Source organism: Nonomuraea maritima, assembly GCF_900100395.1.
Lineage (GTDB): Bacteria > Actinomycetota > Actinomycetes > Streptosporangiales > Streptosporangiaceae > Nonomuraea > Nonomuraea maritima.
This window is the reverse complement of sequence record NZ_FNFB01000002.1, coordinates 129621-145945: the sequence shown is the minus strand read 5'-3', so window position 1 is coordinate 145945 and position 16325 is coordinate 129621. Positions and strand designations below refer to the sequence as shown.

15 protein-coding genes are annotated in these 16325 nt (G+C 69.6%); 7 read left to right on the top strand and 8 right to left on the bottom strand.

Annotated features, from left to right (window positions below; translation table 11 throughout):
* Window positions 1-21 precede the first annotated feature (21 nt).
* Window positions 22-930: an SDR family NAD(P)-dependent oxidoreductase gene (locus BLR04_RS04285; protein ID WP_090759808.1), complete on the top strand. Its 909-nt coding sequence runs from the start codon at window positions 22-24 to the stop codon at window positions 928-930.
* A gap of 45 nt (window positions 931-975) precedes the next feature.
* On the opposite strand, the gene BLR04_RS04280 is transcribed toward BLR04_RS04285, so the two are convergent.
* The 5 genes from BLR04_RS04280 to BLR04_RS04260 form a co-directional block, all read right to left on the bottom strand.
* Window positions 976-2757, bottom strand: coding sequence for a phosphoenolpyruvate carboxykinase (GTP) (locus tag BLR04_RS04280; protein ID WP_090760714.1), 1782 nt, complete (start codon window positions 2755-2757; stop codon window positions 976-978).
* 261 nt (window positions 2758-3018) lie between these two features.
* The gene (locus BLR04_RS04275) at window positions 3019-3531 is read right to left on the bottom strand and encodes a hypothetical protein (protein ID WP_090759807.1); all 513 of its coding nucleotides are present in this window, start codon (window positions 3529-3531) and stop codon (window positions 3019-3021) included.
* A 57-nt stretch (window positions 3532-3588) separates the two neighbouring features.
* Window positions 3589-4740 (bottom strand): C40 family peptidase, encoded by a 1152-nt coding sequence (locus tag BLR04_RS04270; protein WP_245740021.1) that lies wholly within the window; start codon window positions 4738-4740, stop codon window positions 3589-3591.
* A gap of 119 nt (window positions 4741-4859) precedes the next feature.
* Complete coding sequence (gene greA / locus BLR04_RS04265) at window positions 4860-5360, bottom strand: transcription elongation factor GreA (protein ID WP_090759804.1); 501 nt, start codon at window positions 5358-5360, stop codon at window positions 4860-4862.
* A 108-nt stretch (window positions 5361-5468) separates the two neighbouring features.
* Window positions 5469-5888, bottom strand: coding sequence for a DUF4307 domain-containing protein (locus BLR04_RS04260; protein WP_090759802.1), 420 nt, complete (start codon window positions 5886-5888; stop codon window positions 5469-5471).
* 134 nt (window positions 5889-6022) lie between these two features.
* Here BLR04_RS04260 and mca point away from each other — a divergent pair, with 134 nt between their 5' ends.
* The 3 genes from mca to BLR04_RS04250 all read left to right on the top strand — a co-directional run bounded on the left by mca (window position 6023) and on the right by BLR04_RS04250 (window position 7445).
* Window positions 6023-6907, top strand: coding sequence for a mycothiol conjugate amidase Mca (mca, locus tag BLR04_RS04255; RefSeq protein ID WP_090759800.1), 885 nt, complete (start codon window positions 6023-6025; stop codon window positions 6905-6907).
* Between the two features lie 70 nt (window positions 6908-6977).
* Window positions 6978-7160 (top strand): hypothetical protein, encoded by a 183-nt coding sequence (locus tag BLR04_RS39520; protein ID WP_143021954.1) that lies wholly within the window; start codon window positions 6978-6980, stop codon window positions 7158-7160.
* Window positions 7161-7445: a GNAT family N-acetyltransferase gene (locus BLR04_RS04250; protein WP_090759798.1), complete on the top strand. Its 285-nt coding sequence runs from the start codon at window positions 7161-7163 to the stop codon at window positions 7443-7445.
* 4 nt (window positions 7446-7449) lie between these two features.
* On the opposite strand, the gene BLR04_RS04245 is transcribed toward BLR04_RS04250, so the two are convergent.
* Window positions 7450-8598, bottom strand: a complete 1149-nt coding sequence (locus BLR04_RS04245; protein ID WP_090759796.1) for a hypothetical protein — start codon at window positions 8596-8598, stop codon at window positions 7450-7452.
* Between the two features lie 133 nt (window positions 8599-8731).
* Between BLR04_RS04245 and BLR04_RS04240 the strand changes: the two genes are divergently transcribed.
* On the top strand, window positions 8732-10729 hold the full coding sequence (locus BLR04_RS04240) for a thioredoxin domain-containing protein (protein WP_245740020.1): 1998 nt from the start codon (window positions 8732-8734) through the stop codon (window positions 10727-10729).
* A 60-nt stretch (window positions 10730-10789) separates the two neighbouring features.
* Here the strand turns inward: BLR04_RS04240 and BLR04_RS04235 are convergent, their stop codons facing one another.
* Both BLR04_RS04235 and BLR04_RS04230 read right to left on the bottom strand, forming a co-directional pair.
* Window positions 10790-12814, bottom strand: coding sequence for a transglycosylase domain-containing protein (locus BLR04_RS04235; protein ID WP_245740019.1), 2025 nt, complete (start codon window positions 12812-12814; stop codon window positions 10790-10792).
* Window positions 12815-13029: 215 nt separating this feature from the next.
* Window positions 13030-13509: an Lrp/AsnC family transcriptional regulator gene (locus tag BLR04_RS04230; RefSeq protein WP_090759792.1), complete on the bottom strand. Its 480-nt coding sequence runs from the start codon at window positions 13507-13509 to the stop codon at window positions 13030-13032.
* Between the two features lie 129 nt (window positions 13510-13638).
* Here BLR04_RS04230 and hppD point away from each other — a divergent pair, with 129 nt between their 5' ends.
* The gene (gene hppD, locus BLR04_RS04225) at window positions 13639-14721 is read left to right on the top strand and encodes a 4-hydroxyphenylpyruvate dioxygenase (RefSeq protein ID WP_245740018.1); all 1083 of its coding nucleotides are present in this window, start codon (window positions 13639-13641) and stop codon (window positions 14719-14721) included.
* A 120-nt stretch (window positions 14722-14841) separates the two neighbouring features.
* Window positions 14842-16281, top strand: coding sequence for a M1 family metallopeptidase (locus BLR04_RS04220; RefSeq protein WP_090759788.1), 1440 nt, complete (start codon window positions 14842-14844; stop codon window positions 16279-16281).
* Window positions 16282-16325 lie beyond the last annotated feature (44 nt).

Below are 16325 nucleotides of genomic sequence, written 5' to 3'. Positions count from 1 at the left end.
TCGGCTCCTAGCGTGGGACACATGACACGTATCAGCACTCCGTTCGGGGCCAAGACCCCGGCCGCCGAGATCCTCGCCGGCGTCGACCTCACCGGCCGCCGCATCATCGTCACCGGGGGCGCGTCCGGGATCGGCGCGGCGACCGTCCAGGCGCTGCGGGGTGCGGGGGCCGAGGTCACCGTCGCCACCCGCAACCCCGCCGACGGTGAGCGGGCCCTCGATCTGAGCGACCTCGGCTCCGTGCGCGCGTTCGTGGCCGGCTGGACGGGGCCGCTGCACGCGATCGTGGCGAACGCCGGGATCATGGCGGTGCCCACCCGCGAGCTCGCCGCCAATGGCTGGGAGCTGCAGCTCGCGACGAACTTCCTCGGTCACTTCGCGCTGATCACCGGCCTGCACGAGAACCTGCGCGAGGCCGGTGACGCGCGGGTCGTCACCGTGAGTTCCGGCGCGCACCTCAGGGCGCCGTTCGACTTCGACGACCCGCACTTCGAGCGCCGCCCGTACGACCCGTGGGTCGCGTACGCGCAGTCGAAGACGGCCGACGTCCTGCTCGCGGTCGCGATCGCCCGGCGCTGGGCCGCCGACGGCGTCACCGCCAACTCGCTGGCCCCCGGCTACATCCACACCAACCTGCAGCGCCACCTCGACGACGACACCATGCGGGCGTTCGGCTCGATGGACGAGGAGGGCAACCTCCTGACCCCCGACTACTACAAGACCCCGGAGCAGGGCGCCGGCACCTCGGTGCTGCTGGCCGCGTCCCCGCTGGTCAAGGGCGTGACCGGCCGGTACTTCTCCGACAACCAGGAGGAAGAGGTGGTTCCTGGCGGTCCTGAGGCGACCGGCGGCGTGGCGGGGTGGGCGATCGACCCGGCTCTCGCCGACCGCCTGTGGGATTACGCCCTCGAAGCCGTCCGGCGCGCCTGAACACGCGAACCGGCCCGCACGGCGTGCGGGCCGGTCACGCGTGCCTCAGCTGAGGCGGTCGCACAGGGCGTTGTACTCGTCCCACAGCTCCTTCGGCAGGTGGGAGCCGAACTTCGCGAAGTGGTCGGGGATCAGCGCCGCCTCCTCACGCCAGACGTCGCGCTCAACGGTCAGCAGCGTGCGCAGGTCGTCCTCCGACAGGTCGAGCCCCTCGGTGTCGAGCTCGCGCGGCAGCAGGCCGATCGGCGTGGACACGGCGTCGGCCGCGCCGTTGAGGCGCTCGACGATCCACTTCAGTACGCGGCTGTTCTCCCCGAACCCGGGCCAGATGAACGCGCCGTCGGTGTTCTTGCGGAACCAGTTGACGTAGTAGACGCGCGGCAGCTTCGCGCCCTGCCGCCGGCCGATCTCCAGCCAGTGGGCGAAGTAGTCGCCCATGTTGTAGCCGCAGAACGGCAGCATCGCGAACGGGTCGTAGCGCAGCTCACCGACCTTGCCCTCGGCGGCGGCGGTCTTCTCGGAGGCGACGTTGGCTCCGAGAAAGACGCCGTGCTGCCAGCTCAGCGCCTCCGTCACCAGGGGGACGGCGGTGGCGCGGCGGCCACCGAACAGGATCGCCGAGATGGGCACGCCCTTGGGGTCCTGCCACTCCGGTGCGATGGTCGGGCACTGGGCGGCGGGAACCGTGAAGCGAGCGTTGGGGTGGGCGGCGGGCTCGCCGCTGCCGGGCGTCCAGGAACGCCCCTTCCAGTCGGTCAGGTGCGCAGGAGGCTCCTCCGTGAGGCCCTCCCACCACACGTCGCCGTCGTCGGTGAGGGCGACGTTCGTGAAGATGGCGTTGCCCCAGAGGGCCTTGACCGCGTTGGCGTTGGTCGTCTGACCGGTGCCGGGCGCCACGCCGAAGAAGCCGGCCTCCGGGTTGATCGCGTACAGGCGGCCGTCGGCGCCGAAGCGCATCCAGGCGATGTCGTCGCCGATCGTCTCGACCTTCCAGCCGGGGATCGTCGGCTCCAGCATCGCGAGGTTGGTCTTGCCGCAGGCGCTCGGGAACGCGGCGGCGATGTAGCGGGGCTCCCCGCTCGGCGGCGTGAGCTTGAGTATGAGCATGTGCTCGGCCAGCCAGCCCTCGTCGCGGGCCATGACGCTGGCGATGCGCAGGGCATAGCACTTCTTGCCGAGCAACGCGTTGCCGCCGTAGCCGGAGCCGTACGACCAGATCTCGCGCGTCTCGGGGAAGTGGCTGATGTACTTCGTCGAGCTGCACGGCCACGGCACGTCGGCCTGGCCGGGTTCGAGGGGCGCGCCGACGGAGTGGACCGCCTTGACGAACTCGCCCCGCTTCTCGATGAGCCGCAGCGCCCGCTCGCCCATGCGGGTCATGATGCGCATGGACACGGCGACGTACGCGGAGTCGGTGATCTCGACGCCGAGCTGCGAGATCTCGCCGCCGAGCGGGCCCATGCAGAACGGGACGACGTACATGGTGCGGCCGCGCATGCAGCCCTTGAAGAGCTCGCCGAACGTGCGGCGCATCTCGTCGGGCGCGACCCAGTTGTTCGTCGGGCCGGCGTCGTCCTCGCGCTCTGAGCAGATGAAGGTACGGTCCTCGACGCGCGCCACGTCGCTCGGGTCGGACTTGGCGTAGAAGCTGTTGGGCCGGGCGGCCAGCCGGGTGAGCGTGCCCTGCTCGACGAGCAGGTTGGTCAGGCGCGTCCACTCCGCCTCCGACCCGTCGCACCACTCGACGCGGTCGGGCTCGGTCAGGGCCGCGATCTCGTTCACCCAGGCGACCAATTCGGCATTGCTGGTGGGTGCGGTTGCTTGCATGGAAACGGACACGACTTCGACTCCTCCACTCTCCCAGGGCCCCGTCATCATTTACGACGGATCGACGAAAAGCCAATTGGCATAGACCTGTTCGGCGATGCCATCACCGCAGGCAGAAGCCCTGACGATTGGGTCTCACTACCCAACGAAGGAGGATTTAAAAGAAGAAATTCAGCGCACTGGTCCACACCAATCTCGATGGTCTAAACCAATATCTCGATTGGTCCAGTCCATTTCCCGGCACGTTTCCGCTGGACGGCATCAAGAATGGGCGTCGGGGCCCGCGGCGCGGACCCTGTCGACGTGCTGGAGCGCGTCGCGGAGGTCGGCCAGCCAGGCGTCGGTGTTCTTGCCGACCAGGCGTACGCACCAGGCGAGGGCGTCACTGCGGCTGCGCGCCACGCCTGCGGCCACCAGGGTGTCGAGGACCTGGCGTTCCGCCTGCCGCAGCCGCGTCATGACCGGCACGGAAAGTGTGGTGAACATCACAGTCGTGCCGCCGCAGGCGACTCCCCAGGACACCTTGCGGCGGAATCGGTGCTCGGCCTCGCGGGCGATCTCGATGCGCCGCTCTCGCGTCTCCTCACGGAACCTGGCGGCGATTCCCTCGATGAGCGCGGCCCGCTCGGGCTCGGACACGTCGGAGGGCGGGTCGGGAAGTGTCCCGACGACGGCGATCTCCTCACGGTCGCGGACGATCGCGGGGGCGCCGGTGAACCACCCTTCGGGCAGCCGACCCGTGAACCAGCCGCGAACCTCATCCTCTGTAGTCATGTAATCAACATTACAGAGCTAAGGCCCTCGCGAACACCCCACCCGACCTGGGCGCTGCTAACGGACCTTGGCGGCCTGCACCGGGCTCACCCTGACCACCCCGGCCAGGTTGCGCATGCTCACCGGGACGAGCTTCACCACGTCGCCGGTACGCGGCGCGTGCAGCATCTTCCCGTCGCCCCAGTAGATGGCCACGTGCGAGATGTAGTCGGGGTTCGTCGGGTCGTTGCGCCAGAACAGCAGGTCGCCGGGCTGCGCCTGCTCGTACGGCACCTGCGGCCCCGCCAGCCACTGCTGGTGCGTCACGCGGGGCATCCGCACGCCCGCCTGCGCGTAGGCCCACTGGACGAGCCCCGAGCAGTCGAAGGTGTCGGGGCCCTCGGCCCCCCACACGTAGGGGCGGCCGAGCTTGGAGACGGCGGCCCGCAGCGCCGCGGTGAGCTGCTCGCCCGTCATGAACGACCCGGCCGGCCACTCCCGCGGCGGCACCTGCTGCTGCCGCCGCGGCGGCGTCGCCGGGTTGACCAGCGCCACCTGGGTGCCCTTGGGCAGCACCCGCAGGATCGCCGCGCGCAGCTGCTCGACGTCGGTCTTGGGGGCGCTGACGATGAGCGCGTTGTCGTGGGGCAGGCCCATCCTGCGGCCGACCTCGCGGGAGACGACCGCGTCCACGGCGCCGAACCCGGTGGTGGCGTACGCGCCCACCCGCAGCGGCCCGGCCGGCCCCAGCACCTGCCGGTGCAGCGTGAGCCCGCCGTCGTTGCCGAGCACGAAGGAGACGGCCACGTCCCCGGCCGCCACGTTGCGCCAGAGCGGGTCGGACGCCGCGGTCACCTTCGGGGTGTAGGCCCGGAACGTCGATGGGTCGACCCCGAGCGTCTGCACCTGCTTGCCGTCGAGGGTGACCGAGGCGGCGTCGGCCAGCTCCAGCGCGCGCACCCCTGGCACCTTGGCCACCTTGTGCAGCAACGCGTTCGTGAACGGCTTGCGCGTGAGAACGAAAAGATGGGGTTTATGTAATGTGCGAAGCGGGGCCACCGGCGCGGGCGTGGAGACCGCCTGCTTCGTCCGGGGCCGCTGCTGGGCCAGCAGCCGTTGCGCGGGACGCGATTCCCTGGCCGATAACTCGGCACTCACCTGGGGCGGGTGGACGAGCAGTAACACGTCGGCGGTCAGCACCGCCACCAGGGCCACCACGATGAACAGCACCAGTCTGGGGGTGTTTCGCCGTTCATGGGCGGTGACGAGAAACCCGAGATCCTCGCGAATTCCCGTCCCACGCAAAAGAGCCGCCGGGCCACTGGCCCGGCGGTCGTCGTTCGGTGGGGTCAGTTGCCGACGTACGGCACGGCCTCCAGGATCTCGACGGTGTTCTGCCGTCCGTTGGGCATGGAGTAGGTCGCCTTCTCCCCGATCTTCTTACCGTTGATCGCCGCCCCCAGCGGGGACTTGGGGGAGTACACGTCGATCGGCGCCCCGCTCTCCTCGCGGGAGGCGAGCAGGAAGGTCACCTCGTCGTCGTCGCCCTCGAACCTGATGGTCACCGTCATGCCGGGACCCACCACGCCCTCGGTCTTGGGGGCCTCTCCGACCTTGGCACTGTCGAGGATGTGCCGGAGGTGGAAGATCCGGGCCTCCATCTTGCCCTGCTCGTCCTTGGCGGCGTGATAGCCGCCGTTCTCCTTCAGGTCACCCTCTTCCCGAGCGGCTTCGATCTTCTTGGCGATGTCGACGCGCCCGGGACCAGAGAGATACTCGTACTCCGCCTTCAGGCGGTCGTACGCCTCCTGCGTCAGCCATGTGACGTTCTCATCGCGAGAGTCGGCCACGGGTTCTCCTTGCTTGCCTAGGGGGCCTGAGATCACTTCGAGGTAGCGTACGGTTGAATTGCGAAATGGTAACAAGACAACGGCTCGAACGCCTCCCCAAATGTCTCACTATACGAGATTGCAGTACTGGATGTGGACGGAAGTCGCCTGACCACTGGTGTCCAGGCTTTCCTTGACCGGCTTACTACCCTCGCCGGGCGGGATTCTTACTTCTCGGATGCCCACTTCCGCGTGATTGACGTCGAGCGCGCGGAGGCGACACACCGCCGCCCGGTCATCGGGCTTGTAGACCTCGAAGGTTATCTCCGCGCGACTCGGGCTCAGCACCTCGAACGTGATCACCTGTGACGGGGCTTCGGAACCGCCCGCCGTCATCGACCACATGACGTAGCCCCAACCGCCCGCGATGATGGCCACCAGCACGCCGATCACCACGTGGACGACGAGCCGGCCCCTTCGCTTGGGACGATCGGGGTAGTCGTCGGGCGTGCCGAGAACGGGCCCGTCCTCGACATCTCTGGTGACCATGGCGGAATCTCCCTGCACTCCCTCAGCGTTATCCGAGACAATTGTCGCCCGCGAGGGGTGTGCCCTCGCGACCGCCCAGCAGAAACTAACCTCTCCGGGTGACTACCCGGTCCTACTGAGGAGACATCGAGCCCGTGAGTGCACCGCTGAGGCTGATGGCCGTCCACGCCCATCCCGACGACGAGTCGAGCAAGGGCGCCGCCACCATGGCGCGCTACGTGCGCGAAGGCGTGGGCGTCCTGGTCTGTACCCTCACCGGCGGCGAACGCGGATCGGTGCTCAACGCCAAGATGGACCGTCCCGAGATCGTGGCGAACATCGCCGCGGTGCGCAAGGCCGAGATGGACCGCGCGCGCGAGATTCTCGGCGTCGAGCAGCGCTTCCTCGGCTTCGTCGACTCCGGCCTGCCGGAGACGGAGGAGGAGCCGCTCCCCGAGGGCTGCTTCGCGCTGAAGAAGATCGAGGACGCCGCCGCGCCCCTGGTGGCCGCGGTCCGCGAGTTCCGCCCGCACGTGATCATCACGTACGACGACGACGGCGGCTACCCGCACCCCGACCACATCATGACCAACCGGGTGTCGGTCGAGGCGTTCGAGGCGGCCGGCGACCCCGACCGCTACCCCGACGCCGGCGACCCCTGGCAGCCGCTGAAGCTCTACTACCACATGAGCTTCACCAAGGAGCGTTTCGAGGCGCTGCACGAGGCGATGACCACGCGCGGCCTCGGCTCGCCGTACGCCGACTGGATCTCGCGCTGGGAGGACCGCCCCGCCAAGTGGCCGGTCACCACGCGCGTCGAGTGCGGCGACTACTTCCAGATCCGCGACGAGGCGCTGCTCGCCCACGCCACCCAGGTCGACCCCGAGGGCAACTGGTTCGTCGTCCCGCGCGAGCTGCAGCAGGAGATCTGGCCGACCGAGGACTACCACCTGGCGCGCTCGCTGGTCGACACCGAGCTGCCCGAGTCCGACCTGTTCACCGGCATCCACGCCGACAACGTCTCGCCCGCCTGCCACTGACGTCCCCCGCCCGGCGGCCACTCACCCGGCCGCCGGGCGGACCACGGGCTCCCGGTGGCAGACTGGAGGCGTGGAAGTTCTAGCAGCGGGTGATGTGAGTCCGGGTTTGCTCGGCTTCGTCGTCGTGGCCCTCATTGCGTTCGCCCTCTATCTTCTGATCAAGTCGATGAACAAGCAGATGTCGAAGATCAAGGTTCCGCGCGAGGGCGACACGCCGAGCGAAGACGCCAAGAACGACGAGAAGGCCAGGTAAATGCCGACAGAAGTGGTCGACAACTCGACGGAGAGCCGGTTCGAGATCCTCGTGGACGGCAAGGTCGCCGGGTTCGCCGACTATCGCCTGCTGCCCACCAAAATCATCTTCACGCACACCGAGGTGCTGCCCGAGCACGAAGGGCAGGGCCTGGCGGGCAAGCTCGTCGGCCACGCCCTGCAGGCGAGCGCCGACACCGGTCTGCGCGTCGTGCCGAGCTGCCCCTACGTCGCCCGGTACATCGAGCGCCACCCCGAGTTCAAGGACCTCGTCGCCCCGGCCTGACCGGTCACTCGGCCGGGGGTGCCCAGCTGCGTTCGAGCGCCTTGGGCAGCCCCCACCAGCCGAGCGGGGTCAGCACGTCGTCCTCGTCGACGATGCCGAGATACCCCCACAACGTCACCACCGACGTGAACAACCGCTCGGTGGCCTCCACGTCGTCGTCGGCGTGCTCGTCCACGTCGACGTCCTCCGACTCGGCGATCAGGCGCGCCATCCGCTCGGGCGAGGCCAGCACACCAGGCCCCATCCTGGCCAGCGCCGCCACCCCGGCCAGCCAGTCGGCGTGCTGGATCGCGCACAGGTTGGCGAGGGCGATGTCCTCCTCGCTCAGCTCGCCGTCGAGATCGACGAACTCCTCCAGCACGTCGCCGCCCTCCGACAGGTCGGAGATGGGCCCCGCGATGCCCGCCGCCACCGCGAGCCACAGCTCGGCGTCGTCGTCGGGCAGCGGCCGGTCCTCGAAGCCGGCGCAGGCCCGCAACACGTTCGACGGGTAGCCGGGCAGGGCGAGCAGTGCGCGCAGCCGCGCCGCGGCCGCCTCCAGCTCCGCGAGCGGCGCCTCTGGCTGCTTCGGCAGCTCCGCCATGATGTGGCGCAGCTCCGACAGCGCGTACGCCTCCTCCTCGTCCCAGGCGGCGAACAGCTCTTCGTCCTGCTCGTCGCTGACCGCGAAACCGGGCACCCGGCCGTCGGGCAGCGGCGTGCTCAGCCACTGCTCCTGCAGCTCCTCGTACGCCCTGCGCGCCTCCCGGTCGCCGGACACCAGCGCGTCGGGCTCGATCTCGCCCGCGGCCAGCCGCTCCTCCAGGTAGGCGACCAGGCGGGCGTACATCTCGGCGGCCACGGGGCCGCGTTCGTCCTCCTCCGGCCAGACGAAGTAGCTCGGCGTCATGAGGATCGGCTCGGTGCCGGTCGACTCCAGCCACCGCTGGACGTCGCCCACCGTGGCCTGGCCCGCCTCGATCGAGCTGAGTATCGCCTTGGCGGACTCCCAGAACGTCGGGGTGAGCGGCCTGCCCGCTGCCAGCATCTCTCGTCGCAGGTCGGGCAGCGCCACGAGCGCCACCCCCGACGGCACGGCGAGCAGCGCGCGCGCCACGTCCCTACGGGTGAGCGCCAGGACCGGGCGACCGGCGTGGGCGCAGACGAAGTCCATCTCCACGTCCGTAACCTACGCCGTGACGACGTCCGCAGACAGTCTCCGCACGTCTGGGCGCGGCGGTGCGCCGGCTCACCGGCGGCTCCTGGCGGCCCCGTACGGACGCATAGGGTGGGTGCGGGAGGTCATGATGAACCGCTTGAAAGACGCCACGAGCCCCTATCTGCTGCAGCACGCCGGCAACCCGGTCGACTGGCACCCGTGGGGCGAGGAGGCGTTCGCGGAGGCGCGGCGCCGTGACGTGCCCCTGCTCATCAGCGTGGGCTATTCCGCCTGCCACTGGTGTCACGTCATGGCCCACGAGAGTTTCGAGGACGCCGAGACCGCGGCGCTGATGAACGAGCACTTCGTCAACATCAAGGTCGACCGCGAGGAGCGTCCCGACGTCGACGCCGTCTACATGACGGCCACGCAGGCGATGATTCAGCAGGGCGGCTGGCCCATGACGGTGTTCGCCACGCCCGAGGGCCACCCGTTCTACTGCGGCACCTACTTCCCGCGGCCGCACTTCCGGCGGCTGCTCACCGAGGTGCACCGCGTGTGGACCGGCGACCGCGAGGCCGTGCTCCAGCAGGGCGCGAAGGTGGTGGAGGCGCTCAACACGAACGCGTCGCTGCCCAACGGGCCGCTGCCGGGCGACGACACCCTGCGGCAGGCCGTCGACAATCTGCGCGGGTCGTTCGACCCCGTCCACGGCGGCTTCGGCGGGGCGCCCAAGTTCCCGCCGTCCATGGTGCTGGAGTTCCTGCTGCGCTCCGGCGAGCGCGAGATGACCGGCCGCACCCTCGACGCCATGGCCCGCGGCGGCCTGTACGACCAGCTCGGCGGCGGCTTCGCCCGCTACAGCGTCGACGCCCGCTGGGTCGTGCCGCACTTCGAGAAGATGCTTTACGACAACGCGCTGCTGCTGCGCGTCTACACGCACTGGTGGAAGGCCGGCGGCGGCGAGCAGGCCCGCCGGGTGGCGCTGGAGACGGCCGACTGGCTGCTGAGCGAGATGCGCACGCCCGAGGGCGGGTTCGCCTCGGCGCTCGACGCCGACAGCGAGGGCGTGGAGGGCAAGTTCTACGTCTGGACGCCCGGCGAGCTCGTCGAGGTCCTCGGCGAGGAGGACGGCCGCTGGGCCGCCGAACTCTTCGAGGTCACCGACGCGGGCACCTTCGAGCACGGCGCGTCGGTGCTGCAGCTCCTGCGCGACCCCGACGACCAGGCCCGGTACGCCGACGTGCGGGCGCGCCTGCTGGCCGCCCGCGAGCGCCGGGTGCGCCCCGGCCGCGACGACAAGGTGGTGGCCTCCTGGACCGGGCTGGCCGTCGCCGCCCTCGCCGAGACCGGCGCGGTGTTCGAGCGGCCCGACCTGGTGGCCGCGGCCACGGCTGCGGCCGAGCTCATCGCGGGCACCCACATGCACGACGGACGGCTGCTGCGCACGTCCCGCGACGGCCGCGCGGGCACGAACGCCGGAGTACTCGACGACTACGCCAACGTGGCCGAGGGCCTCATCGCGCTGTACGGCGTCACCGGCGAGGCGCGGTGGCTGCGGCTCGCGGGCTCGCTGCTGGACACCGTGCTCGACCGGTTCTCCGACGGGTCGGGCGGCTTCTACGACACCGCCGACGACGCCGAGCGGCTGTTCCAGCGGCCGCAGGACGCCACCGACAACGCCGTCCCCTCCGGCCGGTACGCCGCCGCGGGGGCCCTGCTCTCCTACGGCGCGCTCACCGGCTCCACCCGGCACCGGGAGGCGGCCGAGGCCGCGCTCGGCACGGTGTCGGTGCTGGCGGCGGCGCACGCGCGGTTCGCGGGCTGGGGGCTGGCCGTGGCGCGGGCGGCGCTGTCGGGGCCCGTCGAGGTCGCGGTGGTGGGGCCGCCCGACGACGCGCGGACGGTGGCGCTGCACCGGGAGGCGCTGCTCGCCGACGTACCTGGGCTTGTGGTGGCGCTCGGTCACGGGGGCGGCCGGAGCGGCGCGCGGGGCAACGGTCAGGCGACCGAGCCGGTCTTCCCGGCTCTGCTGGAGGGCCGCGGCCTGGTGGACGACGCACCGGCCGCGTACGTGTGCCGCAACTTCACCTGCCGGCTCCCCACCACCACCCCGGATTCCCTCCGCACCCAGCTGACCACCTGACATCCCCGCACGGGCGCTCGTGTGAGCCGACGCGCCCGGCACGAGGGGCGGGACGTGGGGTCAGCGGGTTTCGCCCTGGCGGACGCGGGGGTCGTCCGCGGGGGCGTGGTCTTCCTGGAGCCAGTCCTGCTCGGGGAGGTCGAGCGTCGGCGGCGCCTCCTGCTCCGGCCCCGAGTCGCGCCGGAAGTCGTCGTCCGGCGCCTCCCGCTCAGGCTGGTCGGTGAACGGCGGCCCGCCGTCGGGCTCGCTCTCCTCCCAGTCGTCGGGTTCGCGCTGCGGCGGGTAGTCGTCGTCAGGGGCGTCGCTCTCATAGTCGGGCGTCGTCGGGTAGCCGTAGGAGTAGCCGTACTGGGACGGCTCGGGGAACTGCTCGACCGGCTTGCCCTCCATGGCCTTGGCCATGAACGCCCGCCAGATCTGCGCCGGCAGCTGCCCGCCGAACTGCGTGCCGTACCCGGGGATCGTCACGGTGGCGTTGTCGTCGCGGTACATGGTGACCGCGACGGCCAGCTGCGGCGTGAAGCCGTTGAACCAGACCGACCGCGACTTGTCGGTGGTGCCCGTCTTGCCGGCCACCGGACGGTCGTCGAGCCGGGCGGCCGTGCCGGTGCCGAACTTGACGACCTGCTGCAGCGCGTACGTGGTGTCGGCGGCGGCCTGCTCGCCCACCACCTTCGTGGCGACCGGCTGGACGACGTGCTCGATGCCGTTGGCGTCGGTGACCGACCTGACCACATGGGCCTCCATGTGGACGCCCTTGTTGGCGAACGTGGAGAAGCCCGAGGCGTTCTGGACGGCGCTGACCGAGGCCACCCCGAGCGGGAAGGTGGCCGCCTGCTCGTGCGGCTTCAGCTGGGCGGCGGGGATGCCGGCCAGTTCGGCGACCTTGGCGACCTTGGCGAGGCCGACCTTCTGGCCGAGGTCGACGAACGCGGTGTTGACGGAGTTCTGGGTGGCGGTGACCAGGTTGATGTATCCGTACGAGCGGTCGTTGTCGTTGGGGATGGGCTTGGAGGCGGACGGCACCTGCAACGGCGAGTTGCCGTTGACGGTGGTGGACAGGTCGAAGTCGTTGTCGAGGGCCGCGGCCAGGGTGTACGCCTTGAACGTCGAGCCGGCCATCACCTTGGCCGAGAACGCGCTGTCGTACTGGGGGCTCCCGCCGTAGAAGGCGACGACCTCGCCCGTGGCGGGGTCGACGGCGGCGAGGCCGGCGCGGACCTTCTCCGGCGTGGCGTCGGGCAGCAGCGCGTCGACGGCGCGCGCGGCCTCCTGCATGAGCTTCTTGTCGAACGTCGTGACGATCTTCAGCCCGCCGCTGTTGATCTGCTCGTCGGTGTAGCCGCGCCGGTTGAGCTCGGCGGTGACCTGCGTCAGCATGTGCTGGGCCTGGCCCTTGAGCTCGAACGGCTTCTTCGGCGGCGCCAGCTTGGGGAACTTCTCGGCGGCCACCTGCTCGGGCGTGAGGGCTCCGGTCTGCCCCATCGCGTCGATGACCGACTGCCAGCGTTCCTTGATCGCGTCGAGGTCGGCGCCCTTGGGGTCGGCGAAGCGGCTGGGCTGCTGGATGACCGCCGCGAGGTAGGCGCCCTCGGCGACGGACAGGTCGCTGACGTCCTTGCCGAAGTAGGCGCGGGCGGCCGACTGGATGCCGTTGGCCCCGCGGCCGAAGTAGATCGTGTTGAGGTACTGCTCCAGCACCCAGTCCTTCGGCTTGGACTGGTCGACCTTCATCGCGATGAGGATCTCTTTGAACTTGCGGGTGATCGACCGCTCCTGGCTCAGCCCGCTGTAGTAGTTGCGGACGAGCTGCTGGGTGATGGTGGAGCCGCCCTGGAGCTGGCTACCGCTGACGGTGGACCACACGGCCCGCGCGGTGCCCGTGAGCGAGACGCCGGCGTCGTCGTAGAAGGAGCGATTCTCGGCGGCGATGACCGCGGCGCGCACGTGCTGGGGCACCTGCGCGATGTCGACCAGCCTGCGGTCGACGCCCTGCCGCGCGAGTACGGTTTTTCCGTCGCGGTAATAGATCACCGAGCCCTGAGCGGTCGCCTGCTTCTGGGTCGTGTCCGGAATGGGAGTCATGGCCCAAGCAATGGCGAAAAGCCCGCACAGAACGAGGATTCCAGCGCCGCAAGAAATCAGCACAAGTCGTAGAATCCGCCGTCTTTGCATTCTTTTACCACCACCACTTCGCACCCCTGGACTCCCCTCGCCAAGCGTCGCCCAGTCACCATGAGCTGGGAGGATGCCAAGGGTAAACGATTGATAATGGTGCCCCGTCCCCAGTGATGGTACGACTAGCGACCCTCCCGACGTGGAACATCGGCGACCAATGGCAGTACTCGGTAGGGAACGGGCGTGTCGAGGGCGATGATCGAATTAGTTCTCAGCACACCATGAACTCCGACGATCACATCGATGACCCGCTGCAAATCGGAGTTCGTGCGCGCCACCACCCGGCAGAGAAGGTCACTGCCGCCGGTGATGGTGTGCACCTCCAGCACCTCGGGGATCCGCGCCAGCCGGTCGGCCACCGGGTCGTGCCCCGCCACCTGCCGGATCTCCAGGCTCACGAACGCGGTCACGTCGTACCCGAGCGCGGCGGGCGATACGTCAGGACCGAAGCCCGAGATGACGCCGCGGGCGATGAGCCGGTCGAGGCGGGCCTGCACCGTGCCGCGGGCCACGCCGAGCCGGCGCGAGCACTCCAGCACCCCGAGGCGCGGCTCGTTCGTCAGGAGGGTGATCAGCCGGGCGTCGAGCTCGTCGATTGTCATGCTGTACAGATCTACCGAACAGATCGCCGGAGCACTAGGCAGATTGTCCACTCAACCGGGTAACTGTTGCTCAACTCGCCTAGGAAACTCGACAGTTGAGGCATGAATGATGTTTTTCCGGTTAACGGCATGGATGCTGTGGTGTTCGCTGTGGGCAACGCCAAGCAGGCCGCCCACTACTACTCGACCGCCTTCGGCATGAAGCTGGTGGCCTACCGCGGGCCGGAGAACGGCAGCAAGGACACGGCCGCGTACGTGCTCACCTCGGGCAGCGCCACCTTCGAGTTCCGGGCCTCGATCCGCCCGGGCACCGACATCGCGCGGCACGTCGCCGAGCACGGTGACGGCGTCATCGACCTCGCCATCCAGGTGCCCGACGTCGAGGCCGCGTACGCGCACGCGGTGGCCAACGGCGCCAAGGGGCTCGAGGAGCCGTACACGCTGGAGGACGAGCACGGCAAGGTGATGATCGCGGCCATCGCCGCCTACGGCGAGACCCGGCACACCCTGGTCGACCGGGCCAACTACGGCGGGCCCTACCTGCCCGGCTACGTGGCCGCCGAGCCGCTCGTCGCCCCGCCCGCCACCAAGAACGGCCGGTTGTTCCAGGCCATCGACCACTGCGTCGGCAACGTCGAGCTGGGCAAGATGGACGAATGGGTGGAGTTCTACCGCAAGGTGATGGGCTTCACGAACATGGCCGAGTTCATCGGTGACGACATCGCCACCGAGTACTCCGCGCTCATGTCGAAGGTCGTGGCCGACGGCACCCGCAAGGTCAAGTTCCCGCTCAACGAGCCGGCCGTCAGCCGCAAGAAGTCGCAGATCGACGAGTACCTCGAGTTCTACGGCGGCGCGGGCGTCCAGCACATCGCGCTCGCCACGAACGACATCCTGACCACGGTCGACCAGATGCGGGCGGCCGGTGTCCGGTTCCTGGACACGCCCGACTCCTACTACGACGACCCCGAGCTGCGCGCGCGCATCGGCGAGGTCCGCGTGCCGATCGAGGAGCTGAAGAAGCGCCGCATCCTCGTCGACCGCGACGAGGACGGCTACCTGCTGCAGATCTTCACCCAGCCCGTGCAGGACCGGCCCACGGTCTTCTTCGAGCTGATCGAGCGGCACGGCTCGCTCGGCTTCGGCAAGGGCAACTTCAAGGCGCTGTTCGAGGCGATCGAGCGCGAGCAGGACCGCCGGGGCAACCTGTAGGTCCCGCGACGGCGGGGGTTCACGCCGGTGACCCCCCGCCGAGCTGCGCAAACCGGTCGTCCCGAGTACGTGACTCAGCGTAAGCTTGCAGGTCACGAGCTGAAGGGGGCCTGTTCGCCTATGCGTTGTTCCGTCAAACGCGCGGTGGCCGTACTCGTGGTGCTCGGCGGCGGCATCGGCAGCGTGGCCGGCGGCGCCGTCAGCTGCTCACCGGCCGACGAGCCGACGCCCCCCGTCGTCCAGAGCACCGAGGCGGCCTTCCGCCCGGGCGCGCCCGGCATCGGCGACCCCGACTTCCCCACCGACGGCAACGGCGGCTACGACGTCGCCCACTACGACCTCGACATCGCCTACACGCCGGCCACCAAGCGGCTCGTGGGCGTGGCCACCGTCAAGGCCTCCGCCACGCAGGGCCTGTCCAGCTTCAACCTCGACCTGGCCGGGCTCGAGGTGCGCCAGGTGACCGTCGGCGACGCCCGCGCCTCCTTCAGCAGGCAGGGCGACGAGCTCACCGTACGTCCCGCGAAACCGATCCCCTCGGGCAACGAGTTCACCGTCAAGGTCTCCTACGACGGCGTGCCGAATCCGGCGAAGGACATGGGCAATCTCGGCACGTTCGGCTTCATCCCCACCTCCGACGGGGCCTTCGTGGCCTCCGAGCCCAACGGGTCGAAGACCTGGTTCCCCGCCAACGACCACCCCGCCGACAAGGCCACGTACGACTTCACGATCACCGTGCCCGCCGGGCTGACCGCGCTCGCCAACGGCGAGATGGTGGGGCGGCCCAAGACGTCCGGCGGAACTACCACCTTCCGCTGGCGCGAGCGCCACCCGATGGCCACCTACCTCGCCACGGCCACGCTCGGCAAGTTCGAGCTGCGCCGGGGCACCTCGGCCGGGGGCATCCCCACGCTCGCCGCCACGGATCCCCACTACAAGAACGGGCTCGACCAGCTCTACAAGAGCTCCGCCGAGCTCACCGACCACTGGGCCACGGTCTTCGGGCCCTACCCGTTCTCCTCGACCGGCGGCGTGATCGACAACCATCTCGCGGGCTACGCGCTGGAGAACCAGACCAAGCCCATGTACGGCGGCTTCCGTCCCGACCAGCTGATCATGGCCCATGAGCTGGCCCACCAGTGGTTCGGCAACAGCCTGACCATCTGGCGCTGGAAGGACCTCTGGCTCAACGAGGGCTTCGCCACGTACGCCGAGTGGCTCTACACCGAGCACAAGGGCACCAAGACCGCCGAGCAGTACTTCACCGACTACCACAGCCGGCCCGTCGACGACCCGATGTGGTCCTATCCCCCGGGCCGGCCCAAGCCCGACGACCTGTTCAACCAGTCGATCTACATCCGCGGCGCCATGACGCTGCACGCGCTGCGCAAGGAGATCGGCGACGAGACCTTCTTCAAACTGCTCAAGACCTGGGCCGCCGACCACCGCTACGGCCACGTCACCACCGACCAGTTCATCACCCTGTCGGAACGCCTCTCCGGCAAGAACCTCAAACCCCTCTTCGACACCTGGCTCTACCAGCCCCACCGCCCCGCCTGACCACCGCGACCGCGCGGCAGGACCAGCCCTGCCTGCTGCGCGAC

Excerpts from the sequence above, each read along its gene's own strand:
- BLR04_RS04280 (WP_090760714.1), bottom strand. The coding sequence starts at position 2,757 with ATGCAAGCAACCGCACCCACCAGCAATGCCGAATTGGTCGCCTGGGTG.
- BLR04_RS04275 (WP_090759807.1), bottom strand. The coding sequence starts at position 3,531 with ATGACTACAGAGGATGAGGTTCGCGGCTGGTTCACGGGTCGGCTGCCC.
- BLR04_RS04285 (WP_090759808.1), top strand. The coding sequence starts at position 22 with ATGACACGTATCAGCACTCCGTTCGGGGCCAAGACCCCGGCCGCCGAG.
- BLR04_RS04240 (WP_245740020.1), top strand. The coding sequence starts at position 8,732 with ATGAACCGCTTGAAAGACGCCACGAGCCCCTATCTGCTGCAGCACGCC.
- BLR04_RS04260 (WP_090759802.1), bottom strand. The coding sequence starts at position 5,888 with ATGGTCACCAGAGATGTCGAGGACGGGCCCGTTCTCGGCACGCCCGAC.
- BLR04_RS04245 (WP_090759796.1), bottom strand. The coding sequence starts at position 8,598 with ATGGACTTCGTCTGCGCCCACGCCGGTCGCCCGGTCCTGGCGCTCACC.
- BLR04_RS04220 (WP_090759788.1), top strand. The coding sequence starts at position 14,842 with ATGCGTTGTTCCGTCAAACGCGCGGTGGCCGTACTCGTGGTGCTCGGC.
- BLR04_RS04235 (WP_245740019.1), bottom strand. The coding sequence starts at position 12,814 with ATGACTCCCATTCCGGACACGACCCAGAAGCAGGCGACCGCTCAGGGC.
- hppD (WP_245740018.1), top strand. The coding sequence starts at position 13,639 with ATGGATGCTGTGGTGTTCGCTGTGGGCAACGCCAAGCAGGCCGCCCAC.
- BLR04_RS04230 (WP_090759792.1), bottom strand. The coding sequence starts at position 13,509 with ATGACAATCGACGAGCTCGACGCCCGGCTGATCACCCTCCTGACGAAC.
- BLR04_RS04250 (WP_090759798.1), top strand. The coding sequence starts at position 7,161 with ATGCCGACAGAAGTGGTCGACAACTCGACGGAGAGCCGGTTCGAGATC.